The sequence below is a fragment of the Arthrobacter sp. 18067 genome (assembly GCF_902706295.1).
Taxonomy (GTDB): domain Bacteria; phylum Actinomycetota; class Actinomycetes; order Actinomycetales; family Micrococcaceae; genus Arthrobacter.
On sequence record NZ_CACSJJ010000013.1, the window covers coordinates 17436 to 37920 of the forward strand.

Consider the following 20485-nt stretch of genomic DNA (forward strand, 5'->3'; position numbering starts at 1 on the left):
TTTGTCGGCAATATTTCAACTTTTGCTTGACGCTCGGCAAAAGTCCCCCTAGGTTGTGATGAGCAGCACACCAGTCCGCTTACGAAGAGGTAACTGAACTTGTCCAGCCACATAGACGCCGTCCCTACCTTGGGAGTTGGCATTCTCGGCGCCGGCCCGGTCACCCAGGCCATCCACTTGCCGTCACTCGCCCGCCTGGGCGACATCCTCACCGTCCGCCACATCATGGATGTGGACCCCAGCGTGGCCGAGTCCGTTGCCGCCCGCGTTGGTGCCACGCACAGCACCAGCATCGATGCCCTCCTGGGCGACGCCTCCGTAGACATCGTGGCCATCTGCAGCCCGCACCAGTTCCACGCCGCGCAGGTCATCGCCGCCTGCCGCGCCGGCAAGAAAGCCGTCCTCTGCGAAAAGCCGTTCGCCATGAACGCCGAAGAAGCAGCGCAGATCTCAGCCGTCAGCGAAGAAACAGGCGTGCCGATCATCGTGGGCGCCATGCACACCTTCGATCCCGGGTGGCTCGCCGCAAGCGAAAACTGGGGAGAGCTACCCGAGAACGTCCACACGATCCGCTCCTCGATCGTCCTTCCGCCCAACGCCCGGTTTGAAGACTTCGCCACCGAGATCATCACCCGTCCCGCCGGCGGCGCCCCGGACTATTCGGACCCCGAAGTCATCAAGGGCGCACTCCGCGGCGGCATCATGGGCCTGGCCATCCACGACCTCCCCCTGATCCGCAGGTTCACTCCAGACTTCAAGGACATCGAAGTCTTGGAAGCACGCCACGTCCGCCCATTCGGCTACGTCATCTCGCTCCGCACGCCCACGCGGACCATCGAACTCCGCGCCGCCATGAACAACACGTGGAAGCCGGAATGGAGCTTTGAAGCCATCTCCGACGACGCCGCCCTCCGCATCGACTTCACGCCGTCCTACGTCCAGGCGGGTTCAGCCGTGGCCACGTTCACCCGCGGCAACGAAACCACCGTTCATGGCCCCTTCGAGCACAACGGCTACGAAGGTGAGTGGCGTGAGCTGGCTGCCTTGGCCACAGGAGCGAAACAGCCGCCCTCCGCGCAAACCCTGATTGACGACCTGACCTTCGCTCTGGACATCGCCGACGCCACGGTAGCCAACCTCGAGATCCAGCAAGCCCACCAAGCCGTTGCCGAAGGAGCCCACGCATGAGCGCCTCCATGGAGACCACGCACTACACCGTCCGGGCCACCCCGGAGGCGCAGGATGCAGGCGCAGTGGCACTGGCAGTCGCGTCCCTTCCCGAATCCTTCGGCCCGGCCGTCGGAAACAACCAACCCCACGTCCAGGTCATCGCGGGACAGCCCGGCTGGACCACCCACGCCGTAGAGGCCATCAGCGCTGGGGCCCGTGGCCTGGTGGTGGTGAACCCCGCAGCGGAAAACACGGAGTTGCTCCAGGCAGCCGCCCAACAAAGGGGCACAGTCGTGGTCCTTGACCAGCGCTGGGCCTCCAACCCCGCCATCCCGGCAGCCGAGGACGCAGTCCGTTCCATGGCGGGCCGCGCCGCCGTGCTCGACTCCGTGGCCACCGCGCCGGTGGGAACCGACTCCAGCGAGTTGCTCGCAGACCATCTTGCCGCCGTCGTACGCGTCACTGGACCGTTGACGGGCCTCAGGGTCCTGACCCGCGGACCGCACGGTTACACGACGACGGCGGTACTCGCCAACGGCGCCCCGGTTGCGTTGCAGGGCGTCCTGTCCAACGCCCGTCCGGCAGGCGTCTACGTCACCTTGCTGACCGACGACGGCGGCGTCAGCGTCAAGCTGCCGGAACCGCTGGCTGCGTGGCCGGCGAACGTCAGGGTCACTGGCCCGCAAGGCGAACTGTTGCTCCCCACGATCTACGAATCCGCTCACCGCGCTACCTGGCGCCGGCTCAAGGAACACCTCGACGCCGGCACCAGCCCGTCCGACCTACACAGCTTTGCTGCGTTGTCGGAAACCATCACAGCACTCACCTAACCGAGCTCCACAACAACAGCACTATCCAGCCATTCAGTATCCGTTTGCCCTCCTCAAAGTTGAGCTGGACCGGAACATCAACGCAGAGATCGCGTTGCCGGTCCCGAAAGGAATCACTATGAATGTTCAGTCCGCAGCTACCCGTTCCTTCTCCCGCCGCAATTTCCTTGGCCTGACGGCAGCAGCAGCCTCGGTGCCGCTCTTGGCCGCCTGTGGCGGTGGCTCAGCTAGCCAGGGCGGAGGGGGCGGCGCCGGTGGAACCATAAAGTTCTGGGATATGCCTTGGGCAACGCCGGCCTACAACGACTCCGCCAAGAAGATCGCTGAAGGCTTCTCGGGTGCGAACAACGCCAAGGCCAACTACCAGATCATCCAGTGGAACAACTTCTACCAGACGTTCTCCTCGGCCATCGCGTCCAAGACCGGACCGGCAGTGTCCACCGGCGGTGGCTTCCAGGCCTTCCAGTTCGAGCAGCAGGGCCAGATCGCCTACGCGGACAAGGTCATCGAAAAGATGAAGTCCAACGGGCAGTTCGACGATTTCCTGCCGGGCGTGCTGGACCCGTTCAAGTCCGACAAGGGTTACGTAGCCGTCCCGTGGCAGCTGGACATGCGCGTGTTCTGGTACCGCAAGTCCCTGTTCGAGAAGGCGAACGTAGCCCTGCCCACCGACTGGCCGTCCCTGCTGGAAGCCGGCAAGGCCTTGAAGAAGGTTGGTGCGTTCGGATTCGCCACCGGCGCAGGTTCGGGCAACAACTACGGCAATCACTCCATGATCATGATGATGGTCAACAACGGCGGCGGCGTCTGGAGCAAGGACGGCGAGCTGGACCTCCTCAACGACCGCAACGTCGAAGCCATGGAATTTGTCCTGGAACTCGTTTCCAACGGCATCGTGGACCCCGCGGCCGTCAGCTACACCACGGACAACATGTCAGCACAGTGGAAGGACGGCAAGGCTGGCTTCGGCCTGTTCCAGGTCAACGTTCCGCAGCGCGTGGGTGACACGTCCGGTGACCTGCTCGTGGCCGACCCCATCACGGGGCCGCACGGCGACAAGGCCACCATCGTGTTCCCGAACAACATCATGATGTACAAGAACACGCCCTCACAGGAAGCCTCCGAAGAGTTCCTGGTCTACTACCTGGGCCAGCTCAAGGAACTGTGGAAGCAGAAGCTCATGTCCGCCCTCCCCGTGTTCAAGTCCATCACCGAAATCCCCGAGTTCGCCGATGACCCCAACAACGTCAAGATCGTCAAGGACTGGCAGCCCATCGCCAAGACCTTCGCTTCCCAAGGCAGCACCCTCAACGCCAACCTCGCGGCCCTCGACGGCGGCCAGGCACTGAACCAGTTCAGCCAGTCGATCCTGACCGGCCAGGCAACCGACGCCAAGACCGCGCTGCAGACCTTCCAGTCCGGCCTCGAATCGGTCCTGAAGAAGTAGAACGGTACCTGCCATGTCATCAACTACCGCACCATCAGGCCTGTCCCGGGCCCGTCGGGGGCTCGCCCCCGGCGGCTCGGGGGCCTCCCCGGGGCGCAAGAGCAAACTCAGCGCCCAAACCACCAGGACCTTCTTCTGGCTCCTGCTCCCTTCGGTGGTCCTCCTTGTCCTGATCCACGGCTACCCGCTGATCCACGCCGCAGTCCAAGCCACCCATGACGGCGACCTGCTCCAGACCGGCAACTTCGTAGGCGGCGAGAACTTCGCCAATGTCCTGTCCTCACCCGCATTCTGGAAAGCCGCCCAGTTCACGCTCTGGTTCACCATCGTTGGCGTCTTCGGCTCCTGGCTGGTCGGCCTGGGCCTGGCCCTGCTGCTCCGGACCAAGATCCCCGCCGGCAACACTTTCAAGGTCCTCCTGCTCCTGCCCTGGGTAGTGCCGATCGTGGTCTCCTCCACCGCCTGGAACTGGCTCGTGGCAACCCCGGACAGCCTGATCCCCTCGATCTTCCGGGGCCTCGGCCTGGGAACCCCGCTGTTCCTGGCAGACCCCACCCTGGCCTCCATCACCGTCATGGTCTTCAAGGTCTGGGTGTCCTTCCCCTTCATGATGATGATGATCTCCGCGGCCCTGGCCTCCGTTGACACCACCGTCTACGAAGCCGCCAGCATGGACGGCGCCTCCAAGTGGCAGCAATTCACCCAGATCACCTTGCCGCTGATCGCCCGCTCCACCTACATCTCGTGGATCCTCATGACGATCTTCTGCGTCAATGACTTCCCCACCATCTACCTGCTCACTGGCGGCGGTCCCGTCAGTGCCACCACCTCCCTGGTGGTGCTGGCCTACCGCACGGTCTTCCAGGACTTCGCCACCGGCCCCGGCGTCGCCATCGCCTTCCTCATGACCATGACCCTGGTAGTCATCTCCGTCATCCTGTACCGCCAGATCCGAAAGTCGAGCGTCGAATAATGAGCGCAGTACTTCACGCCCACCCCGAATCCGGCCCGGCCCTCGGCATCGCAGACACGGGCAAGACCCGCCGCGTCCTCTCCGAAGCCGGCATGCGCGGACGCTGGTGGCGGTTCGTCCTGATCCTGGCCATCACCGTGATCGTCCTGGTCCCCATCATGGTCACCGTGGTCCTGGCCTTCACCCCCGGCGTCAACAGCACCGCCACCGGGTTCACCTTCGAGAACCTCGCCAACGTCTTCAACGGAACCCTCGCCGCGACCTGGCTGCAGAACAGCCTGGTCACCACCCTCTCCACCGTGGTGGTCTCCGTCGCCGTCGCCGCACCCGCCGGCTACGTCCTCTCCCGAGGCCGCTCCAAAGCAGTCTCCGGCTACTCCCTGCTCCTGTTCGTCATGCAGTCCCTGCCCATCATCACCTCCGTAGTGCCGCTCTTCATCCTGTTCGCAGGCATGGGGCTGGTGGATAACCTGCTGGGCATCACCATCATCTACGTCGGCTCCACCATGACAGTGGCCACCTGGATGATGGCCGCCTACTTCGATTCCATCCCCATCAGCCTCGAAGAAGCTTCCTGGATCGATGGCTGCTCCGTGTTCGGATCCTTCACCAAAGTGGTCCTCCGGAACTCGCTGCCAGGCATCCTCTCCACCGCGATCTTCGCCTTCCTCCTGGCCTGGAACGACTACCTCGTAGCCATCGTGTTCCTCCGCTCCAACGAGATCTTCACCCTCCCCATGGGCGTCCAATCCTTCTTCCAACAAAACGCCACCGACTGGACATCCGTGATGGCCCTCGCCGTCGTCATGATGCTCCCGCCCATCATCGTCTTCGCCACCCTGAACAAATACTTCAGCGTCGGCGGAATCGGTGGCTCCCTTGCAGGGCGCTAACTAGACTGGCGCCAAGTCCCTGATTTCCCGGAAAAACCCACTCCCGAAAAGGAACCCAATGTCGTATTCACTCCAGCTGTACACCCTCCGCAATGCCATCCAGGAGGACCTGCCTGGAACCATCAAGAAGGTCGCCGAGATCGGATTCACCCAGGTTGAGCCGTACAACTTTGTGGCCACCGCCAAGGAGCTCGGTGCGGCGTTGAAGGAAAACGGCCTCACAGCCCCTTCCGGCCATGCCCCGCTGCTGAGCCAGGACCAGGACGAGATCTTCGCCGCTGCCAAGGAACTGGGCATCACCACGGTGATCGACCCTTTCCTCCCGGCCGAGCACTGGCAGGACGCCGAAACCATCCAGGGCACGGCAGCCAAGCTCAACGCCGCAGCGAAAAAGGGTGCTGAGTACGGCATCCGCGTGGGTTACCACAACCACGCCTGGGAGCTCGAGTCCACCATTGAAGGCAAAACCGCTTTGGAGTACTTCGAGGGCCTGCTGGATCCGGAACTCGTCCTTGAAGTGGACACCTACTGGGTTGCCGTTGGCGGCCAGGATCCCGTGGAACTGCTGGCGCGTCTGGGTGACCGGGTGAAGCTCATCCACATCAAGGACGGCCCGGGCAACACCGACACCAAGGCCCAGCAGCCCGCGGGCCAAGGCACCATCCCCGTCCTGGACGTCATCGCAGCAGCAAAGTCCCTTGAGGTTGGCGTCGTTGAATTCGACGACTACTCCGGTGACATCTTCCAGGGCATCACGGAAAGCCTCGCGTACCTCAACGCCGCAGCAGAAGGAGCCAAGGCATGAGCTTCGCACCATCTGCCCGCAAAGGCCCCGTCGGCGTCGCCGTTATCGGCGCGGGCAACATCAGCAAGCAATACCTGGATAACCTCACGGTCTTCCCTGACCTGAAGGTCCTGGTGATCGCGGACCTCTTCGTCGAGGCCGCCGAGGCACGGGCCAAGGAATACGGGGTCGCCGAATTCGGCACGCCTGAGCTGGCACTGAACCATCCCGACGTCGAAATCATCGTCAACCTGACCATCCCGGCAGCGCACGTGGAGGTTGCCACGGCGGCAGTTCACACGGGCAAGCACGTCTGGACCGAGAAGCCCTTCTCACTGGACCGCGAGTCCGGGCTCGGCTTGCTCAAGGCCGCTGACGCCGCCGGCATCCGCCTTGGCACCGCCCCTGACACGTTCCTGGGCGCCGGCCTTCAGACAGCCCGCCGCATCATCGAACGCGGCGACATCGGCACCCCGCTGACCGGAATGACCACGTTCCAGACCCCCGGGCCGGAATCCTGGCACCCGAACCCGGCGTTCCTGTTCCAGCACGGCGCCGGCCCGCTGTTCGACATGGGCCCGTACTACCTGACCGCCCTGATCCAGACGTTCGGATCGGTCCGCAAGGTGGCCGCCGTCGGCTCCTCGGCGAAGGCGACCCGCGTCATCGGTTCCGGCCCCAAGGCCGGCGAGGAATTCGCCGTCGAGGTCCCCACGCATGTGTCCGCTATGGCGCAGTTTGAGGGCGGCCAGTCCAGCCACAGCGTGTTCTCCTTTGAGTCGCCGCGCCTGCGGATGGGCTTCGTCGAAATCACGGGCTCGGAGGCTACGCTTTCCCTGCCGGATCCGAACTATTTCGACGGCGACCTGAAGCTGTGGCGTCCAGGCGCGGAAGAACCGGAGATCATCCCTGCCACCGGGCCAGCCAACGGCCGCGGCCTGGGTGTACTGGACATGGCGCGGGCGCTCCGGGCCGGAACTCCGCACCGCGCCACGGGCGATCTCGCCTACCACGTGCTGGACAGCATGGTCTCGATTGCGGAGTCCGTGGAGTCGGGTTCGTTCGTGGACGTCACCAGCAACGCACCTGTCTCGGCAGCCCTCCCCGAGGACTGGGCACCGGAAACAGCAACGCTCTAAGAATCAGCGAGGAACAAGAACATGACCACCCCCGCCCACCCATCCGACCACCCTTCCCAGGCGCATCGACCACTCGGCGTGGCCGCCATCGGCTACGCCTTCATGGGTAAGGCCCACTCGAATGCGTGGCGGAACGTGGCCAGCTTCTTCGACGTCCCGGCCTTCGAGCAGAAAGTGCTCGTTGGCCGGGACGCCACCCAGGTGGCCGATGCGGCAGCCAAGTACGGCTGGGCCGAGTCCGCCACCGACTGGCGTTCCGTGATTGAGCGGGACGACATCCACATCGTCGATATCTGCGCGCCGGGCTGGATGCACGCCGAAATCGCCATCGCCGCACTGGCCGCAGGCAAACATGTCCTGGTGGAGAAGCCGCTGGCCAACACGCTGGGTGAGGCCGAACTGATGGTGGCCGCAGCCGCCTCCGCGCGGGCCAACGGCGTCCAGTCCATGATCGGTTTCAACTACCGTCGCGTCCCGGCCCTGGCGCTGGCCCGCGAACTCATTGCCGAAGGACGGCTCGGCACCATCCGCCACGTCCGTGCCGCGTACTTGCAGGACTGGTTGTCCGATGCCGAGTCCCCCATGACCTGGCGCCTCCGCAAGGAAACGGCAGGCTCCGGCGCCCTGGGCGATATCGCCTCGCACGCCATCGACCAAGTCCTCTTCCTCTTGGGCGATGCCGTCACCGAGGTCTCCGGCCGCCTGCACACCTTCGTGGACCGCCGCCCTGGCGCTAATGGTCCCGAGGATGTCACGGTCGACGACGCCGCTTGGGCCACGCTGACCCTCGCCTCCGGGGCAATCGCCTCAGTTGAGGTTTCGCGTGTAGCGACGGGCCAGAAGAACTCCCTCAAACTCGAAATTTACGGCGACAAGGGCACCATCCTTTTTGATCTTGAAGCCCTCAACGAACTCGGCTTCCTGGACGCCACCGTGCCCGTCCGGGAGCAGGGCTTCCGGCGAATCCTGGTCAACGAGCCCGAACACCCCTACCTCGAGGCGTGGTGGCCGCAGGGTCACATCATCGGCTGGGAACACACCTTCACCCACCAGATCCGGGACTTCCTCACCGCCATCGCGGCCGGTGAGGCTCCGTCGCCGTCGTTCGAGGAAGGCCTGAACGTCCAGCACATCCTCGCAGCGGTTGAAGAGTCCGCCGCCGCCAAAAGCTCACTGATCCAACTTTCCAGCACCGCTACTGAAGGAGCCTGACATGCCCCGCCCGTACACCCTGTTCACCGGCCAGTGGGCCGACCTCCCCTTCGAGGAAGTCGCGCGCCTAGCCTCGGGCTGGGGCTACGACGGCCTGGAAATCGCCGTCTCCGGAGACCACCTGGACGCCTGGCGCTGGGACGAACCCGGCTACGTCGAATCCAAACTCGCCATCCTGGAAAAGTACAACCTCAAAGTCTGGGCCATCTCCAACCACCTCAAGGGCCAGGCCGTCTGCGATGACCCCATCGACTTCCGCCACGAAGCCATCGTCGGCTCCAAGGTGTGGGGCGACGGGGAACCCGAAGGCGTCCGCCAACGCGCCGCCGAAGAAATGAAACACACCGCACGCCTCGCCCGCGCCCTGGGTGTGGACACCGTGGTCGGGTTCACCGGCTCCTCGATCTGGCAATACGTCGCCATGTTCCCGCCCGTCCCCGAGAAGGTCATCGACGCCGGCTACCAGGACTTCGCCGACCGCTGGAACCCCATCTTGGACGTCTTCGACGAAAACGGGGTCCGTTTCGCCCACGAAGTCCACCCCTCCGAGATCGCCTACGACTACTGGACCACCGTCCGGACCCTCGAAGCGATCGGCCACCGTGAGGCGTTCGGCCTGAACTGGGACCCCTCACACTTCATGTGGCAGGGTATCGACCCGGTCTCCTTCATCTGGGACTTCAAGGACCGGATCTACCACGTGGACTGCAAGGACACCAAGCTCCGCCCCACCGGCCGGAACACCGTCATGGGCTCCCACCTGCCCTGGGGCGACCCCCGACGCGGCTGGGACTTCGTCTCCGCCGGACGCGGCGACGTGCCCTGGGAATCCTCCTTCCGCGCCCTCACCGCCATCGGTTACGACGGACCCATCTCCGTGGAATGGGAAGACGCCGGAATGGACCGACTCCACGGCGCCCCCGAAGCCCTCGCCGCGCTGAAGAAGTTCGACTTCCCCGCCTCACAGACGTCCTTCGACGCCGCGTTCAGCAGCAAAGACTAGGAAAGGACCGGCGTGATCCGCACCCTTCAACCCGGGCAGCGCTGCGAGGTGTGGATCGCGTCGGTCACCGGCCAGGCCGAGCTGCTCTACAGCACCGATCGCGTGCTGTTCGAGGCGCCCAACTGGACCTTGTCTTCGAAGGGATCGGGCGACGGCGGCGCGCTCGTCCTCAACGGGGACGGAAAGTTGTGGATGCTGGACGTGACCGGTGGTCACGGCGGCGAACCCGTGGAGGTCCCGCTCAGTGGCGTCCCGGACCTCAACAACGACCATGTCCTGGACCCCGATGGCAAGGGCATCTTCGTCTCCGCGAACGATGGCCACATCTACCGTGCCGCGCTTTCCGGTGGCCCGGCCACCATGATCACCGAGGACGACGGCTCCTTCCACTTCCTCCACGGAGTCAGCCCCGACGGTGCCGAGTTGGCGTTCGTGGGCATCGCTGCGGGCGACTTTTCGCAGCCGGGCAAGCTCATGACCATAGCGTCCGACGGCGGTGCTGCCGCCCGCGTTGATGTCGGGCCTGGCCACTGCGACGGCCCGGAATACTCGCCGGATGGGACGTGGCTTTACCTCAACACAGAGTCGTTCAGCTCGGTACCCGGCCACGCCCAACTGGCCCGGATCCAGATCGACGGCAGCGGATTCGAGCAGCTCCTCGAATCAGAAACGGTCGACTGGTTCCCGCATCCATCCCCCGATGGCCGCTACGCCACGTACATCCAGTTCCCCAGCGGAACCGAAGGCCACCCCGCCGACTTGCCGGTCGCCGTCGTACTTGTTTCGACCGAGGACTGGACCACTCCCCTCCACACATGGCCACTCTTCGGCGGCCAAGGTACCCTCAACGTCAACAGCTGGTCGCCGGACTCCGGGCGCTTCGCGTTTGTGGCGTACCCGCGCGGTGACTCGTTTCACGATTCAGCAAAGGACTAAGCACGTGACGCTAAGCAATGGCACCTCTGACGGCACCATCCGCTGGGGAATCCTCGGCACCGGCTTCATCGCCGGGCTGCAGACGAAGGACCTGAACGAGAACGGCTTCACGGTGCAGGCCGTGGGTTCCCGGTCACTGGACTCAAGCAAGGCGTTCGCCGAGCAGTACGGCGTGGCCACCGCGCACGGCAACTATGAGGATCTGGTGGCTGACCCGTTGATTGACGTGGTGTACATCGCTACGCCGCACCCTTTCCATCACGCCAATGCGTTGCTGGCGTTGAACGCCGGCAAGCACGTGCTGGTGGAGAAATCGTTCACCATGAACGCCCGCGAAGCACAGGACATCGTTGACTTGGCCGAATCCAAGGGGCTCGTGGCCCTGGAAGCCATGTGGACCCGGTTCCTCCCGCACATGATCCGCATTCGCGACATCATCGCTGCCGGCACTATCGGGGAGGTCCGCAAGGTGGTCGCCAGCCACAACCAGAGCCTCCCCCAAGACCCTGCACACCGGCTCAACGATCCCGCGCTCGGCGGCGGAGCGCTGCTGGACCTGGGCATCTACCCGATCTCCTTCGCGTTCGACATCCTGGGCACCCCGGCCGCAATCCGGGCCAGCGCCTCCATGTCGGCCACCGGCGTGGACCGTCAGACCGCGGCCATCTTCGAATACGCCAACGGCGCCCAGGGCATCGTGGACTGCGAGCTCGACGCCGCCAGCGCCAACCGTGCCATGGTGATCGGGACCGAAGGGTGGATCGATATCGAACACACCTGGTACAACCCGGTTCCTTTCACGGTCCACGCCGTGGATGGCAGCGTTGTTGAGCGATACGACCAGCCCGTCACCAGCCGGGGAATGCAGTTCCAGGCCGCTGAGCTGGAGCGTCTCATCCGTGCTGGTGAGACTGCAGGGACCATCCTGCCCCCGGCCGAGACCGTGGCCATCATGGCCGCCATGGACGAGATCCGGAAGCAGATCGGACTGAGCTATTCCGCTGACCGGGTTGGTGCGGCATGACTGACTCGCCCCGCATTGTTGAGCTGAAGCAGCACGAGGAGGAGCTGGTCTTCGCGAGCTTTGACCACCACGATGCTTGGCGCCTGGGCTCCTTGATCGCCAACCACGCCATCTCATCCGGGTTTGGAGTGGCGATCGATATCCGCCGGCATAACATCGTGCTCTTCCGCTGCGTGCTGCCCGGAGCCACCGCGGACCAGGAGGAGTGGATCCGCCGAAAGTCCGCGTCCGTGCTGCAGTTCGAGCACAGCACCGCGTTGCTGTCCGAGGAGTTCTCCGCCCGAGGACACAGCCCTATCGGCGGCGGATGGCTCGCGCATGAGGACTACACCTTGGCTGGAGGTTCGTTCCCGATCCGTGTGCGCGGCGCAGGCGTGATCGGTGCGATCACGGTGTCCGGGCTGACGTCGGATGAGGACCACCAGTTGGTGGTTGACGGCATCCGGAGTTACTTGAAGACGGTGGGGGCCTAGGGGGGGCAAGGCGAGAGTAACCTGTGGATCGGCGACTTACGCCAGGGGTAGGGCGTCAGCTCCGTCGGCGAAAATGCCCCCGGACAAGTTTTCCCGCTCGCGTGTGTTCGGGCACCCATACGTCACCGTGCGATTTCGGGGGTGCCGGGGTGGTTGATCCGCCCATGTCTATCACAGCCGGGGCGGGAGCCAAGGACGCCACCCGCTTGGCATTCTCACCTTCGAAAGCCTTGGTCATGTAGGCAAGGGACTCAGGTTCAGCTCCCAGGCTGAGGGCCTCTTCCCGCCAGCGGGATATCGCGGAGGCGACCTGCTGCAGCCGACGAATGGCCGCATCCCGGGTCAGCCGAAAAGCATCGGCGAACTCCAAGAGATCCCGGACGTCCCTATCGAAGAGACCGCCATGTGGGGTGAGTGGCGTATCTGATGTACCTGCTGGCACCGGGTTCACGTCGAACGACGGCGACAAGCGCCAGCCTCTGTTGGTTCGCAGGAGCCCGTGGTTTCTCATGTGGTCATCGGTGTTGTTGACCATAGCGATGAGAGCGGCACGGCTGAACATCTCGTTGGCATCCTGAACAGGTTCTGCAGAGATATGCGCCACTTCAGAGGCGATTTTCACGTAATCAGGGTGTGAGTACGTGTCGAGTTGGAGGGCCGTGCGCACACTCATGTACGGGATGCGCCGGTCACCGTCGCGGTCAAACCGCCGGGTGAGGAAGATATGGGAAAATTCTGAAAGAGGCATGAGCCGCGACTCGGCGACCCTGATGCCTGCCCGTTGCTGCAGCCTGATGGCGACCATTTCCCACAGTTGCACGTTGCCGACGTCCGATGTCTTCGGGAATTTTGCCAGCAGCATGGAACCGTCGTCGTCCCGAACCCAGGCTTTGGGCTGAGCACCACCCGGAGAGGAACCGGCACCCATGAGCAAGGAGTTCTCCTCCTTGACCTCGCCGGTTTCAGCGAAGAGTCTGGCCTCCTCCGAGAGCGCCCTAAGGTCGCGGATTCCTGCACCCCGGCCCCACGACGACAGGAATTGGCCGTTCTCCCGGAAGCGAAGTGCGCCCTGCCTGGTCTCATCGTTGACCAGCAATAGGTAGCCCGCTTCACCTGTGGGCGGAATGCGGCCGGCACCCTTGGCGAGGGCCTGTTGTCGCAGTTCTTCGAATAACAGCTTCTTGCCCCAGTCATCCGGGGAGGCGTCTTGGAAGGACCCGAACAGCTCGCGGCCCTGGGTGGGACGCTGGGGGCCGCGTCGCAGGGGTAGCTCCGGGGAAACCTCGAATGCTTCTGCAGCGGACATCCAACTGTCGGCGTAGGTGAACGTGACGTGCTCGCGAGGGGAAAGCCCATCCGTTTCAATGTCCATCACGCCGGCCAAGGCCTCGTTGATGAGCACCTCCACGCGCCTGATGCTTCGGGCAGCCACTAGTTCCTCCTGGGGGCGCGCTGCCTGCTCAGCAGGTGCGCCCGCGCCCTGCCAAGATCGGTATTCAGGGGATCCAAAGCGCTAATAAGGTCTTCAGCAACACCGAGCACAGACGCCACGGTCATGAGGTGTTCGACTTTTCCACCCTCGCCTGTTTCAAGGCGCATGAGCGTGGGTCGTGAAATATCAGCGCGTTCGGCGACAAGTTCCTGCGACAAGCCGAGGATGATTCGTCGGCTTCGCAGGTTCTCCCCCAGACGGCGCATGGCATCTCTACTGTTCATGTACCTATCTTGTGGCACTAAGTCAGCTAATGCAATAAAACAGCTACCTTACGAGGGCTGAGGCGGTATCCCCCGATCGCAAAAGGTTACCTCCCGCCGTCGTTGTCGGTACCGGCGCCCCTTCCGGGCAGTAGCCGCACGCCGACCCCGAAAGGACTGGCGCTTGGTCCAAATTACCGCCCCTTCAGCACGTATCGCCTTTCAGGACGTCCGACGCCGTACTTGAGTCGGACGTCCAGCGCCCCCTCGTCGTGGAGGTACTCAAGATAACGGCGGGCGCTAACCCGGGAGGTTCCGAGTTGCTCCGCGACCTCCGCCGCAGATACGTCTCCCGCAGCGGATTTGAGTGCAGCTTCTACCAATTCCAGTGTTTCCACGCTGCAGCCCTTGGGCAAGGTCCGCTCGGAAACGCCCAACCCGAAGACGCGGTTCACATCCGATTGCTCGGCCTCTACCTTGGCCGCATCGAGGCCTTGGTACGCGCTGAGGTAGTGCTCCAGCCGCTCCTGCAGGTCAGCTTGCGAGAACGGCTTGATCAGGTAGTGCACAATCCCACCGCGTAGAGCCTTGCGCACGGTTTCCACTTCGCGGGCGGCGCTGATGACCAGCACATCCAGGTCTGGTGCGACGTCGCGGAGTTGGTGCATGAGGTCCAGCCCGTTGATGTCCGGGAGGTGGATGTCCAGCAACACGAGGTCTGGTTTCAGCCGCGCGGTTTCAACCACGGCCTGGGCACCGGTGTGCGCCACACCCACCACTTCAAAGCCAGGGGTCCTCTGGATGAACCCCGCGTGGACTTTGGCCACCATGAAGTCGTCGTCCACAATCAGAACCTTGATCACGGCTACGCTGCCCCTTTGTCTGAATCTGATTTGTCTGAATCTGAATCCCGCTTGCTGAACCGCGCTGTGAACACTGCCCCGTTGTCATTGGACACCATCAGGTCTCCTCCGGACCGCCGACAGATCACCCGGGACAACGCCAACCCGAATCCCCGTGCATCGCCCGGCCCGGGGTCCTTCGTGGAGAAACCCTGCCGGAAGATATCTTCCGAGGAGCCGGAGGGCACACCCGGTCCATTGTCCCGGACGGTGACGGTGACGCCGTCATGCGAGTTGAGCACCAATACGCGGACCGAGGCCCCGGCGCGGCCAGTGACGGCGTCGAACGCGTTATCCACCAGGTTTCCCACCACGGTGGTGAGGTCGCGCGACAGTTCTTCGTTGACGCGCGGCAGCGCGGACTGCGGATCCAACTGCAGTTCCACGCCCCGTTCGGTTGCCAGGCTGGCTTTGGCGATCAGGAGGGCCGCGAGCGCGGGGTCCTCGATGCGGCTGGTGACGTCGTCATTGAGCCGGGTGCGGTCCACGGTGGCTCCATTGACGAACTGGACCACGGAATCGTATTCGCCGATCTGGATGAGGCCGGAAATGACGTGGAGTTGGTTCGCGAATTCGTGGGCTTGGGCCCGCAGGGTGTCGGTGACGGTGCGGGTGGCACCGAGTTCGCTCTCCAGGGACGACAACTCGGTCCGGTCCCTCAAGGTTGTCACTGATCCAATGTCACGGCCGTGGGAGCGGAGGGCCACGCGGTTCATGACCACCAGCCGCTCCCCCACGAGCACCAGCTGGTCGGGGTCGGCCTGATCGCGGGTGAGGACGATCTTCAATGCTGGGTCCACGTGAAGGGATCGCAGCTTCTTCCCCACGCAATCCGCGGGCAGCCCAAGGAGTTGGCGGGCGCTCTGGTTGGCCACCGTGATCCGCTCATGGGGATCCAAGGCGACCACGCCTTCCTTCAGGCCCTGCAGCATCGCCTCCCGGTTTTCCACCAGACCCGTGATCTCCCGTGGTTCCATGCCCAGGGTTTGCCGTTTGACGCGTCTGGACAGGAGGAATGAGCCCGCGACACCCAGAACGCTGGCAACACCAAGATAGGTCAGCAGGTTGGGCACGGCGTCACCGAGGCGCTCGATGGTGGAGGGGTAGTTGCGACTGATCGAGGCTACACCGATCATAATTCCGGAGTCGTCCAGAACAGGGACGTGGGCAGAGAGCACGGCGCCTCCGCTGCCGGGCAAAACCCCGGTCCACGCCCTGCCTTCCATGACGCGGCTTTCACCGAGAGGCAGCGGCTGACCCACCAGGCTGGGATCGGACGAGGCCACCACCGTACCGTCCAGTTTGGCGAGCGCCACGTGGGATGATCCCGAAACGGTACGGACAGATTCAGCCACGGCGGGGAGGGCTGCACCGCCACGGGGCTCCGCGGTGGGCAGCAACGCGCGCACCGTGGGGTTGTTGCCCAGCGCCTCGGCCGCAGAAAGCGCCCGGCGGCCTTCTGTCCGTTCGAACACCGCGGCCGATTGCGCGAGTGAGATCGCGACCACGGCCACAAGAACAGCCAAAACAATAAGTAACTGCAGCAAAAGGTACTGCCCGGCAAGGGACATTCCTCTTCGTCGAGACAGTCGAGTCACTGCGTGGATTCCTTTGGGTGGGGCCGGAAGCGGGCGGGCTACCAAGGCCCGCTGCGTGGCGTATCGGAACTATACCGCAGACCAGCGAAGGGGCTCCGAGGTCCGTGAACGCAATGAACTTAAAGATCACTGCGAACACAAGAGTGATCCCCGTCACGTGCGCACCTAGCATCAAGTGAACGGGGCACAATGCTGATCGCCCTACACCGAATTTTCGATGATGAGAAGAGGAACACCATGCGCCAGTTCCGCGCATTGCGAGTCGCCGCCGTCGCTGCCGGCATTGCCCTGATGGCCACCGGCTGCGGTGCCACAGGCAAGAACTCCACCGGTTCTGAGAGCACCGGAGCCGCAGGCCCACTGACCGGTTTCCAGATCATGGTTCCGAACACTCCGGGCGGTGGCTACGACACCACAGCAAGGGCAGCCGCGAAGGTCCTTGATGACGAGAAGATCTCCACCAATACCGAGGTGTTCAACCTGGCAGGCGCTGGTGGCACTGTGGGCCTGGCCCGCATCGTCAACGAAAAAGGTAACGGCGACCTCACCATGCTCATGGGCCTCGGCGTTGTGGGAGCCAGCTATACCAACAAGTCGGAGTCGAAGCTGACCGAGACCACCCCGTTGGCAAAGCTGATCGAGGAACCCGGGGCCATCATGGTTGGCAAGGACTCCCCGTACAAAACGATCGATGACCTGGTGAAGGCCTGGAAGGCCAACCCGGGTTCCATCGCCGTCGGCGGCGGATCCTCGCCCGGCGGCCCTGACCACCTCCTGCCGATGCAGTTGGCAGGCGCTGTTGGCATCGACGCCACCAAGGTCAACTTTGTCTCCTACGACGGCGGTGGCGACCTTTTGCCCGCCATCCTCGGTAACAAGCTTGGCTTCGCTGCTTCCGGCGCAGGCGAGTACCTGCAGCAGATCAAGTCCGGCGAAATCCGCGTGCTGGCTACCAGCGGCGAGAACCGTTTGGAGGGCGTGGATACCCCCACGCTGAAGGAATCCAACATTGACCTGGTCTTCACCAACTGGCGCGGCATCGTGGCCCCTCCGGGCATCAGCGAGGATGACAAGAAGTCCTTGATCACCGCCCTGGAGAAGATGCACGCATCCGCCGGTTGGAAGGAAGCGCTGAAGACCCACAGCTGGTCTGACGCGTTCGTTACCGGCGACGAATTCCAGACCTTCCTGACCGACCAGGACAAGCGCGTAGCGGATGTCCTCACCAAGCTCGGGTTGGCGTGAGCTCCATAACCACAGGCCTGAAAGGTCGCGCCGAGCTGGGGGTAGCCCTCCTGCTCGGCGTGGTCGGCGTCCTGGTCTTCCTGGACGCGAACGGCCTGGTGACCCCGTACTCCCAGTCGGACCCGGTGGGTCCGAAGACTGTTCCGTTCATTGTTTCCGGGTTGCTGATCGTCTGCGCCATACTCCTTGCCATCAACGTCATGCGTGGCGGCACAGGTGAGGCCGAAGGCGGCGAGGACGTCGACCTCGCCCATCCCGCGGACTGGAAGACCGTCCTGCCCTTGGCCGGAGCATTCATTCTCAACATCCTGCTCATCGACTGGGCCGGCTGGGTCATTTCCGGGACCGTCCTTTTCTGGGGCAGCGTCCTGGCCCTGGGCAGCCGCCGCTACATTCGTGACGGCCTGATCTCCATCGCCCTCTCCCTGCTGACCTTCTACGGCTTCTACCTCGGCCTGGGCATCGCACTGCCGGCCGGACTCCTGGAAGGAATCCTCTAATGGACGTCTGGTCCTCCCTGATGGACGGTTTCGCCACCGCCCTGACCCCCATGAACCTCTTATTCGCCGTGATCGGCGTACTGTTGGGTACCGCCGTCGGCGTCCTTCCCGGGCTTGGCCCAGCCATGACCGTGGCGTTGCTGCTTCCGGTCACGGCCGCGTTGGAACCCACCAGTGCCTTCATCATGTTCGCCGGCATCTACTACGGCGGCATGTTCGGCGGTTCCACCACGTCCATCCTGCTGAACACACCGGGTGAATCGTCCTCAGTGGTGACGGCCATCGAGGGTAACAAGATGGCCAAAGCGGGCAGGGCCGCGCAGGCCCTTGCTACCGCCGCCATCGGCTCGTTCATCGCCGGTACCATCGGCACTGCCCTGCTGGCAGTGTTCGCACCCATCGTGGTGCAGTTCGCCGTGAGCTTGGGCGCTCCGAGCTACTTCGCCATCATGGTCCTTGCCCTGCTGGCCGTCACCGCAGTCCTTGGCTCCTCAAGGCTCCGCGGTTTCGCCTCGCTGGCCCTCGGCCTGGCCATTGGTCTGGTGGGCATCGACTCCGTCACCGGCCAGCGACGTCTCACCTTCGGCCAGCCCCTGCTGGTGGACGGCTTGGACATCGTGGTGGTTGCTGTTGCGATCTTCGCCGTGGGTGAAGCCCTCTGGGTTGCCGCCCACCTGCGCCGTACTCCACTGCACGTCATTCCCGTGGGCCGTCCGTGGATGGGCAAGAAGGACTGGGCACGCTCCTGGAAACCCTGGCTGCGCGGTACGGCCTTTGGCTTCCCGTTCGGTGCACTTCCGGCAGGTGGCGCCGAGATCCCCACGTTCCTCTCCTATGTCACCGAGAAACGGCTCAGCAAGCATCCGGAGGAATTCGGCAAGGGCGCCATCGAAGGCGTCGCCGGACCAGAGGCCGCCAATAACGCGGCCGCCGCCGGAACCCTGACTCCGATGCTCGCCCTCGGCCTGCCCACCAACGCAACAGCCGCCGTCATGCTCGCGGCCTTCACGTCCTACGGCATCCAGCCGGGCCCGCAGCTGTTCTCCAGCCAAGGCCCCCTGGTCTGGGCATTGATCGCCAGCCTCTTCATTGGCAACTTCCTGCTCCTGCTCATCAACCTGCCCCTGGCACCGGTCTGGGCCAAGCTGCTGCAACTCCCCCGCCCGTACCTCTACGCAGGCATCCTGTTTTTCGCCACGCTGGGCGCCTACTCCGTCAACCTGCAGGCCTTCGACCTGGTCATCCTGCTGGTACTCGGCGCCCTGGGATTCATGATGCGGCGCTTCGGACTGCCGGTCCTGCCGCTGATCCTCGGTGTCATCCTGGGTCCGCGCATCGAAGGCCAGCTCCGCAAGACACTGCAGCTGAGCGCCGGCGACCCCGCAGGCCTCTTCAGCGAACCCATCGCGATCGTGGTCTACATCATCGTGGCGATCATCCTGGTATGGCCGTTTGCCTACAAGCTCATCCGGCGCAACCGTCCTGCGAAGAGCCCCCTGCTCCCGGCCAATTCGGGCGCTGCCGACTACAGCGACTGAAGAATCCCCCTCAGCATTTCAACAGACACAAGGAGAAACCATGACCATCGTGGTGGGATACGTCCCCACACCAGAAGGCGAAGCGGCGTTGACGCAGGCCATTGCCGAGGCCAAAAAGAGCAACGACACCCTCCTGGTCATCAACTCGTCCAAGGGCGACGCCTTGGTGGACAACCGTTACGCCCAGGAGCCGGACATCCAAAGCATCGAGGACCGCCTTGCCGAGCACGGTATCCAGCACATCATCAAGCAGCCGGTCCGCGGACATGATGCGGCTGCCGAAGTCCTGGACGCAGCTGATGAGAACGATGCTGCCCTGATCGTCATCGGCCTTCGCCGCCGTAGCCCCGTAGGCAAGCTCATCATGGGCAGCGTCTCCCAGCGCATCCTGTTGGAGGCGGATTGCCCGGTCCTCGCTGTCAAAGCGGACTAACTACAGAAATCACGACGGCGGCTGGTCACCTTGGCGACCAGCCGTCGTCGTACGTTTATGAGTCAGCCTTCCAGCAGTTGGTCGAAGGTTTTGTCCAGCTGCCCTTAAGATTCGTTCTTAGGGGCATTAGCCGTATCCACACTCAGAGGGGACCACGTGACTGAAACCATCCGCACCGCAACAACGCACGACGCCGCGAAGCTGGCAGAGCTTGCTGCCGTCACCTTTCCGCTGGCGTGCCCGCCGGGTTCCTCGCCGGCTGACATCCAGGCGCACCTTGAAAAGACGCTGGGTGAAGCCAACTTTGTGGACTACCTCGCCGACGCGAACATGACCATCCTGGTGCTCGACGACGACCGGCAGCTCCTCGGGTACACCATGCTGATTGCCAAGCCGGCAAGCGACCCCGACGTCGCGTCCGTACTCTCCGCCCTTCCCTCCACTGAGCTGAGCAAGTGCTATGTCCACCCCGACCACCACGGCAAGGGTGCCGCTTCACAACTCATCAAGGCCTCACTGGCGGATGCTGCCGACAAGGGCGCCGCAGGGGTGTGGCTTGGCGTGAACAGCGAGAATGCGAAGGCCATCCGCTTTTACGAGAAGAGCGGGTTCCAGCGGGTCGGCACCAAGTCGTTCACGCTGGGCACCACCGTGGAGCACGACTTCGTCATGGAGCATGAACTCTAGCCG

At 63.8% G+C, this 20485-nt stretch carries 21 protein-coding genes; 17 read left to right on the forward strand and 4 right to left on the reverse strand.

Going from position 1 to position 20485, the window contains the following annotated elements; all coding sequences use genetic code 11:
• The first annotated feature begins 99 nt into the window (after window positions 1–99).
• The 12 genes from GVL04_RS13700 to GVL04_RS13755 all read left to right on the forward strand — a co-directional run bounded on the left by GVL04_RS13700 (window position 100) and on the right by GVL04_RS13755 (window position 11884).
• A complete protein-coding gene (locus GVL04_RS13700) occupies window positions 100–1188 on the forward strand; it encodes a Gfo/Idh/MocA family protein (RefSeq protein ID WP_159705463.1) in 1089 nt (362 codons plus the stop codon).
• Window positions 1185–2000, forward strand: coding sequence for a hypothetical protein (locus GVL04_RS13705; protein ID WP_159705466.1), 816 nt, complete (start codon window positions 1185–1187; stop codon window positions 1998–2000). The genes GVL04_RS13700 and GVL04_RS13705 overlap by 4 nt, the downstream gene beginning before the upstream one ends.
• Before the next feature lie 118 nt (window positions 2001–2118).
• Window positions 2119–3447: an ABC transporter substrate-binding protein gene (locus GVL04_RS13710; RefSeq protein WP_159705469.1), complete on the forward strand. Its 1329-nt coding sequence runs from the start codon at window positions 2119–2121 to the stop codon at window positions 3445–3447.
• Window positions 3448–3460: 13 nt separating this feature from the next.
• Window positions 3461–4420, forward strand: a complete 960-nt coding sequence (locus tag GVL04_RS13715) for a carbohydrate ABC transporter permease (RefSeq protein WP_159705472.1) — start codon at window positions 3461–3463, stop codon at window positions 4418–4420.
• Window positions 4420–5313, forward strand: a complete 894-nt coding sequence (locus GVL04_RS13720) for a carbohydrate ABC transporter permease (RefSeq protein WP_159705475.1) — start codon at window positions 4420–4422, stop codon at window positions 5311–5313. The genes GVL04_RS13715 and GVL04_RS13720 overlap by 1 nt, the downstream gene beginning before the upstream one ends.
• A gap of 58 nt (window positions 5314–5371) precedes the next feature.
• Complete coding sequence (locus tag GVL04_RS13725) at window positions 5372–6118, forward strand: sugar phosphate isomerase/epimerase (protein ID WP_159705478.1); 747 nt, start codon at window positions 5372–5374, stop codon at window positions 6116–6118.
• Complete coding sequence (locus tag GVL04_RS13730; protein ID WP_159705481.1) at window positions 6115–7236, forward strand: Gfo/Idh/MocA family protein; 1122 nt, start codon at window positions 6115–6117, stop codon at window positions 7234–7236. The genes GVL04_RS13725 and GVL04_RS13730 overlap by 4 nt, the downstream gene beginning before the upstream one ends.
• Window positions 7237–7257: 21 nt before the next feature.
• Window positions 7258–8448 carry a Gfo/Idh/MocA family protein gene (locus GVL04_RS13735; protein ID WP_159705484.1) on the forward strand — a complete coding sequence of 397 codons (1191 nt, stop codon included), beginning with the start codon at window positions 7258–7260 and terminating at the stop codon, window positions 8446–8448.
• A gap of 1 nt (window position 8449) precedes the next feature.
• Window positions 8450–9451 (forward strand): sugar phosphate isomerase/epimerase, encoded by a 1002-nt coding sequence (locus GVL04_RS13740; protein ID WP_159705487.1) that lies wholly within the window; start codon window positions 8450–8452, stop codon window positions 9449–9451.
• Between the two features lie 12 nt (window positions 9452–9463).
• The gene (locus GVL04_RS13745) at window positions 9464–10387 is read left to right on the forward strand and encodes a biopolymer transporter Tol (RefSeq protein WP_159705490.1); all 924 of its coding nucleotides are present in this window, start codon (window positions 9464–9466) and stop codon (window positions 10385–10387) included.
• 4 nt (window positions 10388–10391) lie between these two features.
• Window positions 10392–11411, forward strand: coding sequence for a Gfo/Idh/MocA family protein (locus tag GVL04_RS13750; RefSeq protein ID WP_159705493.1), 1020 nt, complete (start codon window positions 10392–10394; stop codon window positions 11409–11411).
• A complete protein-coding gene (locus GVL04_RS13755) occupies window positions 11408–11884 on the forward strand; it encodes a heme-degrading domain-containing protein (RefSeq protein WP_159705496.1) in 477 nt (158 codons plus the stop codon). The genes GVL04_RS13750 and GVL04_RS13755 overlap by 4 nt, the downstream gene beginning before the upstream one ends.
• A 55-nt stretch (window positions 11885–11939) precedes the next feature.
• Here the strand turns inward: GVL04_RS13755 and GVL04_RS13760 are convergent, their stop codons facing one another.
• From GVL04_RS13760 to GVL04_RS13775, 4 genes are all read right to left on the reverse strand, one after another.
• Complete coding sequence (locus GVL04_RS13760; protein ID WP_159705499.1) at window positions 11940–13316, reverse strand: type II toxin-antitoxin system HipA family toxin; 1377 nt, start codon at window positions 13314–13316, stop codon at window positions 11940–11942.
• Window positions 13316–13600, reverse strand: coding sequence for a helix-turn-helix domain-containing protein (locus tag GVL04_RS13765; RefSeq protein WP_159705502.1), 285 nt, complete (start codon window positions 13598–13600; stop codon window positions 13316–13318). Before GVL04_RS13765 ends, GVL04_RS13760 begins: the two co-directional genes overlap by 1 nt.
• 173 nt (window positions 13601–13773) lie before the next feature.
• The gene (locus GVL04_RS13770; RefSeq protein ID WP_159705505.1) at window positions 13774–14442 is read right to left on the reverse strand and encodes a response regulator; all 669 of its coding nucleotides are present in this window, start codon (window positions 14440–14442) and stop codon (window positions 13774–13776) included.
• A gap of 2 nt (window positions 14443–14444) precedes the next feature.
• Entirely contained in the window at window positions 14445–16052 is a 1608-nt protein-coding gene (locus GVL04_RS13775) for a sensor histidine kinase (RefSeq protein WP_159705732.1), read from the reverse strand.
• Between the two features lie 264 nt (window positions 16053–16316).
• On the opposite strand from GVL04_RS13775, the gene GVL04_RS13780 reads away from it, so the two are divergent.
• The 5 genes from GVL04_RS13780 (at window position 16317) to GVL04_RS13800 (ending at window position 20482) form a co-directional block, all read left to right on the forward strand.
• The gene (locus GVL04_RS13780) at window positions 16317–17324 is read left to right on the forward strand and encodes a tripartite tricarboxylate transporter substrate binding protein (protein WP_159705508.1); all 1008 of its coding nucleotides are present in this window, start codon (window positions 16317–16319) and stop codon (window positions 17322–17324) included.
• On the forward strand, window positions 17321–17824 hold the full coding sequence (locus GVL04_RS13785) for a tripartite tricarboxylate transporter TctB family protein (protein ID WP_159705511.1): 504 nt from the start codon (window positions 17321–17323) through the stop codon (window positions 17822–17824). The genes GVL04_RS13780 and GVL04_RS13785 overlap by 4 nt, the downstream gene beginning before the upstream one ends.
• Window positions 17824–19362, forward strand: a complete 1539-nt coding sequence (locus GVL04_RS13790) for a tripartite tricarboxylate transporter permease (protein ID WP_159705514.1) — start codon at window positions 17824–17826, stop codon at window positions 19360–19362. Before GVL04_RS13785 ends, GVL04_RS13790 begins: the two co-directional genes overlap by 1 nt.
• Before the next feature lie 40 nt (window positions 19363–19402).
• Entirely contained in the window at window positions 19403–19795 is a 393-nt protein-coding gene (locus tag GVL04_RS13795; RefSeq protein ID WP_159705517.1) for a universal stress protein, read from the forward strand.
• A 156-nt stretch (window positions 19796–19951) separates the two neighbouring features.
• Window positions 19952–20482, forward strand: coding sequence for a GNAT family N-acetyltransferase (locus GVL04_RS13800; RefSeq protein ID WP_159705520.1), 531 nt, complete (start codon window positions 19952–19954; stop codon window positions 20480–20482).
• Window positions 20483–20485: the final 3 nt, after the last annotated feature.

Coding starts and splice junctions, on each gene's coding strand:
- GVL04_RS13705 (WP_159705466.1), top strand. CDS start 1,185: ATGAGCGCCTCCATGGAGACCACGCACTACACCGTCCGGGCCACCCCG.
- GVL04_RS13710 (WP_159705469.1), top strand. CDS start 2,119: ATGAATGTTCAGTCCGCAGCTACCCGTTCCTTCTCCCGCCGCAATTTC.
- GVL04_RS13715 (WP_159705472.1), top strand. CDS start 3,461: ATGTCATCAACTACCGCACCATCAGGCCTGTCCCGGGCCCGTCGGGGG.
- GVL04_RS13720 (WP_159705475.1), top strand. CDS start 4,420: ATGAGCGCAGTACTTCACGCCCACCCCGAATCCGGCCCGGCCCTCGGC.
- GVL04_RS13725 (WP_159705478.1), top strand. CDS start 5,372: ATGTCGTATTCACTCCAGCTGTACACCCTCCGCAATGCCATCCAGGAG.
- GVL04_RS13730 (WP_159705481.1), top strand. CDS start 6,115: ATGAGCTTCGCACCATCTGCCCGCAAAGGCCCCGTCGGCGTCGCCGTT.
- GVL04_RS13735 (WP_159705484.1), top strand. CDS start 7,258: ATGACCACCCCCGCCCACCCATCCGACCACCCTTCCCAGGCGCATCGA.
- GVL04_RS13740 (WP_159705487.1), top strand. CDS start 8,450: ATGCCCCGCCCGTACACCCTGTTCACCGGCCAGTGGGCCGACCTCCCC.
- GVL04_RS13755 (WP_159705496.1), top strand. CDS start 11,408: ATGACTGACTCGCCCCGCATTGTTGAGCTGAAGCAGCACGAGGAGGAG.
- GVL04_RS13765 (WP_159705502.1), bottom strand. CDS start 13,600: ATGAACAGTAGAGATGCCATGCGCCGTCTGGGGGAGAACCTGCGAAGC.
- GVL04_RS13775 (WP_159705732.1), bottom strand. CDS start 16,052: ATGTCCCTTGCCGGGCAGTACCTTTTGCTGCAGTTACTTATTGTTTTG.
- GVL04_RS13780 (WP_159705508.1), top strand. CDS start 16,317: ATGCGCCAGTTCCGCGCATTGCGAGTCGCCGCCGTCGCTGCCGGCATT.
- GVL04_RS13790 (WP_159705514.1), top strand. CDS start 17,824: ATGGACGTCTGGTCCTCCCTGATGGACGGTTTCGCCACCGCCCTGACC.
- GVL04_RS13795 (WP_159705517.1), top strand. CDS start 19,403: ATGACCATCGTGGTGGGATACGTCCCCACACCAGAAGGCGAAGCGGCG.